Below are 6452 nucleotides of genomic sequence, written 5' to 3' on the forward strand. Positions count from 1 at the left end.
TCAGGTCATGCAGCACCATCACAATCGTAACCTGCTGACTGCGATTCAGTTCATAGAGCAGCTCCAGCACTTCAAGCTGATGTGCCAGGTCCAGATAGGTGGTGGGTTCATCCAGCAGGATCAGATCGGTCTGCTGGGCGAGTGCCATCGCAATCCATACGCGCTGACGTTGACCGCCAGAGAGCGTATCGACCTCGCGATGCTCAAACGCTGTAAGCTGTGTAACTGATAGGGCCCAGGCAACTACTTGCTTATCCTCTTTGGAGAGCTTGCCGAAGCCCCGTTGATGAGGAAAACGCCCATAGGCCACTAATTGACCGACCGTCAAACCGCTCGGTGCAGTAGGCGTCTGCGGCAGAATTGCCATCTGCTTGGCCACTTCTTTGGTGGACAGTGTGCAAATATCAGCACCATTCAGATAAACCGTGCCATTTTTCGTCTTGAGCAGCCGACCGACTGCCTTTAGTACGGTTGATTTTCCGCAACCATTGGGGCCAATAATCGAGGTAATCTGTCCACGCGGAATCTGCAAATCCAGTTCTTTTACGATAAGCGTGTCATTATAGGCAATATCGATTTGTTGCGCTGTAATACTCTCCATGACGTCCTCCTAATTGGCCTTCGATAGTAAATAAAGAAAGTACGGAACACTGATGACCGTAATGACGATTCCCGTCGGCACATCTCCCCCCAGGCTAACCGTGCGCGTAATTGTGTCAGCCAGCACCACGACTAATCCACCGGTCAGGCTGGCAGCCGGAACGAGCAATTTGTGATCGGGCCCGACTAGTTTTCTTGCCATGTGCGGAGCGATCAAACCAACGAAGAAGAAGCTTCCGCCCACGGCCACACTGCCAGAGGATAAAGCAACAGCAGCGATCGACAACCCCAAAAACTGCCGCTTCACGGCAAGACCTAGTCCTTCTGCCGTCTGATTGCCCAGATGGAGGGTGTTGAGCATGCGAGACTTGTAGAAAATATAGCCGAGTAAAATGAAGACCCATGGTGCCAGTACGGAAATATAGCGCCAATCAGCGCCCCACAAGCTTCCCGCCAGCCAGTGCAGCATGAAATCCATCTGCGAATCATTCAGCTTGAGTGTCAGGAAGGTGGTCAGCGCTTCATACCCGCTTCCGAGCGCGACCCCGGTTAAGATCAAGCCGATTGACGAGATATCTCGCCCACGGCGATACGATAATAAGAAGATCAATCCCGCCGCCAACAATCCACCAACAAAGGCCAGTAGTGGCAGGGCAATAAAGGAGCCCTTTCCTGTCGATGCGATGAATACGACGAAGAACAATACAAACAAACCTGATCCCGAACTAATCCCCAGTGTCCCCGGACTAGCCATGTCATTGCGCAGCAAACTCTGCATCACGACCCCAGCCGCTCCCATGCCTAGACCCACCAAGATCGACAGTGCGATTCGTGGCAACCGAAAATCAAACACGATCAGATTTTGCTTGTCGTTGCCGTTTCCCACGAGAACATTCAACACTTCTAGCGGTGAAAGATTCATCTTGCCAGAATTCATGCTAATGATAGCAAACATAAGAATGAGCACCATAAGCACTACATTGATGATGATGCCCCGTTGCATCGTATAACGCTGCTTGATCATTCAGATTCCCTCCTTTGTCTGCGAGCCAGGAAGAGAAAGTACGGCACACCAATGATAGAAAATATAATGCCAATCGGCGTTTCGAACGGCTTATTGATCAAGCGTCCAGCCAGATCGGCTGACACGGTCAGCAACGCACCATATAGCGCAGCCGCCGGAATAATGTAACGATAATCGACACCGACCATGTATCGCACAATATGTGGGGTAATCAGACCAACAAAACCGATCGGGCCAACCACGACAACTGCCAATCCAGTCAGCACGAGCACAATAATCGTCGATAATCCCTTGACCAGTCCGCTACGAATACCGAGTCCACTTGCCACATCATCCCCCAGACTGAGCAGTGTAACAGAAGGAGATAGCGCCAGCGCCAGCAGTACACCACCAACAAATAGCGGTGAGATAATCAGCAATTCCCCCCACTTGACCCCCGCTGTACTGCCTGCCGTCCAGAATGTCAATGCTCGACCCAAGTTATAATTGATCGCTAAATACTGACTGAGTGCACCAAATAGCATGGAGATGGACAGTCCTGCCAGTACCAGCCGCTGAGGCGTCATCCCGCGCTTGCCCATTGATGCGATGAAGTAAGTGATCCCGGTCGCGAGCGCTGCTCCCAGACAAGCAAACAGCATCATCTGTCCATACGAATAACCCGGCAGAAAGGCCAGGCAAAGAGCAATCGCGAATGCTGCCCCAGAGCTGATCCCCATCAGCCCGGAGTCGGCCAGCGGATTGCGCGTCGTTCCCTGCATAATAGCCCCGCATACCGCAAGGCTGCACCCGACGATCAGATCGGCTACGGTACGCGGAAGACGTAGGGTTTGAATAATGTGATGCTCAGTGAGCGTTGGATCAAATCGGAAAATAGCCTCCCATGCAGTCGCTAACCTCATGTCGGCGGCGCCGAAGCTAATCGACGCCGCCGACATGAGAACCGTTAATCCAAGCCCTACCACCATGTACATGGTGAAGTTCACCGCCCCACGGCGTTTTTGTTCAGGCTTGTTTTTCATCACGTTTTCCTTTCCTTACCTACTGACAGTCATATTTGTAAATTGGAGTACTTCTTTATACCTCGTCAAAACTCTTATTTAGCCATTGTCAGCAATTGATTTACAATATGATCAATTAATGCACTGGAAGTCATTATATCCGTGGACCAAGATAGCGATGTACCCACTGTTACGATCCGATTATGTTGCACAGCAGGTAGCGATTTCCAGACCGTATTATCAGTAGGAACTTTCGTATCTCCTATAGCGATTAGATAATCCCCTATGTAAGCAGCCAAGACCTCCATAGAGATATCTCCCCAATATTTATCTGAGTCAATAATATCAGTTTGAACTTTCGACGGTGCCTTCATTTTAAGTTCATTATAAACAAGGTCGCCAACCGCATGCTTGGCTCCAGCGATGTAGTTACTTTTATCACTGAATTCCCCCATAGTAATCGTCACGTCTGAAAGACCTGCATTCTGAAGGGCTAGCTTGGCTTCTTCGATTTTTCCGGCATAAGCACTCAAAACTGCCTTAGCCTCTTCCTGCTTGTTCAAAACATCGCCTATAAAATGTATCCGTTCTTCTGTAGTCATATCACCATAAGGGACATAAATTGTCGGGGCAATTTTGGATAAATCTTCATAATTTTCATCGCCCCATGCTAAAATGATCAGATCAGGCTCAAGAGTCATGACATCTTCCGGCTCCATAGCTACTTTAATGGAGTCTGTAATCTGGTTAGCAAAAACAGCCTCTTTCCCGTCCCTTGCCGCTCTCGCCACACCTAGTGGAGTTACACCTAGAGCCACTACATCGCCAACCAAATAATCGACTACAACACGCTGAGGGTTGTTAGGCACCTTAACGTCACCCTTTACTGTGGATATCGTTCTCGTCTGCGAAACTGCTTCTGAAGCTTTCGTTTCCGATACTTCCGATTGTGTTGTCTGTTGTGTCTGCGCAGGGATTGGATTCACCGTTCCCCCGTTATTCGATGGCGTTCCCGACGCACATGCCGACAATAAAAACATCAAGCTCATTGCCGCCGCCAAGATCATTTCTTTACTTCTTACTTTTCCAAACATAGTTGATTCCCCTTCTCTATAAGACTGGACTAGACCCGCTAGTTCCCTCTCATAGTAAAGAAAATGAGAATCATTATCAATACCATCAACCTGCATGGATAGTGCGTTTATTTTCCGATAATCACTTGGTGTCATCTTGTAATACTTCTTAAACATCCGAAACAGATTTTTCTCATCTGTAAAACCAGATCCTGTTGCGATCTCTTTAATGGTTGCTTCTGTATGCTTCAATTCCTGACAGGCAGCCTCAATCCTTTTCTGAATGAGGTACTCCTGTAAGCTCATCCCTTCCTTCTTTTTGAACAGCCGTGTCAATTGCCCACCACTGATCCCAAACATATCGGCAATTTCTTGAAACATAATCGGCTGCATGTAATGTTTATCGAGATATATCTTGGTAGAACAGGCTGGATCTGGCTGGAGATACCGAATCTCACCACTCTCAAAATCTCTGTATACCCCATGAACCAATTGATATAGAAAACTTTTGGCCTGCAGCTGATCCATCGCCTTGCCGCGTTTCCAACCATTCATCAACTGTTGAAACCAATCGAGTAGCAAGATAGGATTACTTGGTGTATAACCAAACTGTTGAACGAATGGATTCACTTCCTCCAGTAATTGCTGCAGGTGCCTCTTGAAAAAAAGAGGTGATTCTGCTTTATAAAACACCATAAAGGTCTTCACAATCTCCCCTTTTGGCGAAATACTGAGCAGGCTCCCTTTCCCGCCGTGAACTAAACCGAAGCGTTCCATTGCAAATGTGGTTTCATTCAGTTGAATTTGCGCTTCTCCTCCATATGCATAGATAAACATGCTACTAGGCATTTTGTACTGCTCCAAAGGGGTTTGGGACGCTACATTCTGAAAGCGTACATCTATTAATGTAATGATCGAACGTGTCCAAATACGGGCCATCGTATCGATCATCTCCGGTGTAAATACCTGGCTTGCTTCTGCTTCTTCTTGCATCTATCCGCGCTCCCTCATTACACTTTTTCTATATATCAACCATTGATTGATATTGATTATCAATATCATTATTCATGAGGTAAGTATATCATCATTAAGTGATATTGGGGGAGCAGGCAACGGAAACTAAAAAAACTGACGTCGGTAGAGTACCGATGCCAGTTTGCCGCCAAGGTTCTTTTTCAATGTAAACAAAATGGGAAAAGAACTTGATTCCTTATAATAAAAAAGCCACTAAAATAGCGGCTTTACAGGGCATTGCTCATGTCTCTCGACATATTGAGTTTATCAACATCCCCCTAAGTGCTTAGGTAATGGAGCTGGTACCATGCGTAATTTTTATTTTACTACATACCGAATCTCTCGATATCCCCTTCAGAGAGCACGGTAACGCAACCCATCTACAAGCAGAGAAACAATATTTTTTGCATGCTCTATATCATCGTTGTCTACTGCCGTACTTAGGCTTGCTACCGCCCACAACAATTCATCTGGTGTAATATTGGCAAGTACTTCATCTGCAGCTGTTGCTGTTTCAATCAAAGTCTTTAGAGCTGGACTTAATTCCTCTACAAAGCAAATAGGTAAGGTTTCGTATGCCGGATCGCTAGAATGTAGAGCTGCAGCGAGTCCTCGTTTAGTTGCTATGAACTCCAAGTAACGCAACAGCCATCGCTCCAGTGCCTCAACAGGTTTATATTTATCAGCTAAGTCTACTGCAGCATCTGCACAAGCATCGATCTCCTGACGAAAAACAGCTTCAATTAAGTCTGAACGTTGTGGAAAATGACGGTAAACAGTTCCAACCCCTACGCCAGCCTTATCCGCAATCTCACGAACTGGAGCGTCTACCCCCGAGGTTGCGAACACTGTCATTGCTGACTGGAGCAAAGCATTAATGTTGCGTTGTGCATCGGCACGCACGCTTCGAACTGTCTGCTGACGAGGCTCCAATCCTTCACTGCGATCTTCCGTTTTGTCGTTCATATAAGTTATATCCCCCATAAGTTAATTCTACATTACGTCAATGGAATTTAGCTACTGTCCTATTCTTCATATTAACAAGACATAATCATAGCTTCAAACAAAAGAGTATTCCATATTCAAATTGGACATTGAAACAGGGCCTGTAGAATCCACTCATTACATCATCCAATGTAATCTAAAATACTGTGGATGTTATAAGTTTAATAAATATCTTGCAAGTGGAACTTCGTTCCGCATATAATAGGAACAACGTTCCACTTATGTTCTGCTATAGCAGAACATAGGCGAACTCATAAATTTTAATTGTTTAAAGAGAAAGGAAGGGATATTTAATATGAAAATCAATATGAGCGCTCACTCTACCATCGTCTCTGTGAAATCGATAGCACTAAAAGCCCCAGGTCGTGGTGAGGATTTGTTAGTGAAAATATCCGCCCCAACAACTGGAGGCAATTTGCCAATTATTCTTTTCGCACACGGTAACGGATCTTCGCTTGACGGCTATAGCCCTTTGACCGACTTCTGGGCTGCTCACGGTTTCGTGGTCATTCAACCTACGTTCCTCGATTCGAGAACTGTTGGCCTTACTCATGACGATCCCCGTAAACCACGGATTTGGCGTTACCGAGTCGAGGACATGAAGCGAATCCTCGATAATTTAGACCTTATTGAATCTGCCGTACCAGGCCTCAGTGGACGCACTGACCGAAGCCGAATAGCAGCAGCCGGACATTCCTTCGGCGGCCAAACGGCGGGCAATCTCTTGGGATTGCG

The 6452-nt window shown here is 46.6% G+C and carries 6 protein-coding genes; 1 reads left to right on the forward strand and 5 read right to left on the reverse strand.

What is annotated here, in order from left to right:
* The 5 genes from A6049_RS31900 to A6049_RS31920 all read right to left on the reverse strand — a co-directional run.
* On the reverse strand, nt 1-601 hold a 601-nt coding region (locus A6049_RS31900; RefSeq protein ID WP_063568418.1), incomplete at its 3' end, for an ABC transporter ATP-binding protein.
* Between the two features lie 9 nt (nt 602-610).
* Nucleotides 611-1624 carry a FecCD family ABC transporter permease gene (locus tag A6049_RS31905; protein WP_063568419.1) on the reverse strand — a complete coding sequence of 338 codons (1014 nt, stop codon included), beginning with the start codon at nt 1622-1624 and terminating at the stop codon, nt 611-613.
* Nucleotides 1621-2646: a FecCD family ABC transporter permease gene (locus A6049_RS31910; RefSeq protein ID WP_063568420.1), complete on the reverse strand. Its 1026-nt coding sequence runs from the start codon at nt 2644-2646 to the stop codon at nt 1621-1623. Before A6049_RS31910 ends, A6049_RS31905 begins: the two co-directional genes overlap by 4 nt.
* A 74-nt stretch (nt 2647-2720) precedes the next feature.
* Entirely contained in the window at nt 2721-4691 is a 1971-nt protein-coding gene (locus tag A6049_RS31915) for an AraC family transcriptional regulator (RefSeq protein ID WP_063568421.1), read from the reverse strand.
* A 375-nt stretch (nt 4692-5066) separates the two neighbouring features.
* Nucleotides 5067-5678, reverse strand: coding sequence for a TetR/AcrR family transcriptional regulator (locus A6049_RS31920; RefSeq protein ID WP_063568422.1), 612 nt, complete (start codon nt 5676-5678; stop codon nt 5067-5069).
* Nucleotides 5679-6024: 346 nt separating this feature from the next.
* Between A6049_RS31920 and A6049_RS31925 the strand changes: the two genes are divergently transcribed.
* On the forward strand, nt 6025-6452 hold a 428-nt coding region (locus A6049_RS31925), incomplete at its 3' end, for an alpha/beta hydrolase family protein (protein WP_481853571.1).

Origin of the sequence: Paenibacillus sp. O199, from assembly GCF_001636635.1 — a bacterium.
GTDB lineage: Bacteria > Bacillota > Bacilli > Paenibacillales > Paenibacillaceae > Paenibacillus > Paenibacillus marchantiae.

Excerpts from the sequence above, each read along its gene's own strand:
- A6049_RS31905 (WP_063568419.1), bottom strand. The coding sequence starts at position 1,624 with ATGATCAAGCAGCGTTATACGATGCAACGGGGCATCATCATCAATGTA.
- A6049_RS31910 (WP_063568420.1), bottom strand. The coding sequence starts at position 2,646 with ATGAAAAACAAGCCTGAACAAAAACGCCGTGGGGCGGTGAACTTCACC.
- A6049_RS31915 (WP_063568421.1), bottom strand. The coding sequence starts at position 4,691 with ATGCAAGAAGAAGCAGAAGCAAGCCAGGTATTTACACCGGAGATGATC.
- A6049_RS31920 (WP_063568422.1), bottom strand. The coding sequence starts at position 5,678 with ATGAACGACAAAACGGAAGATCGCAGTGAAGGATTGGAGCCTCGTCAG.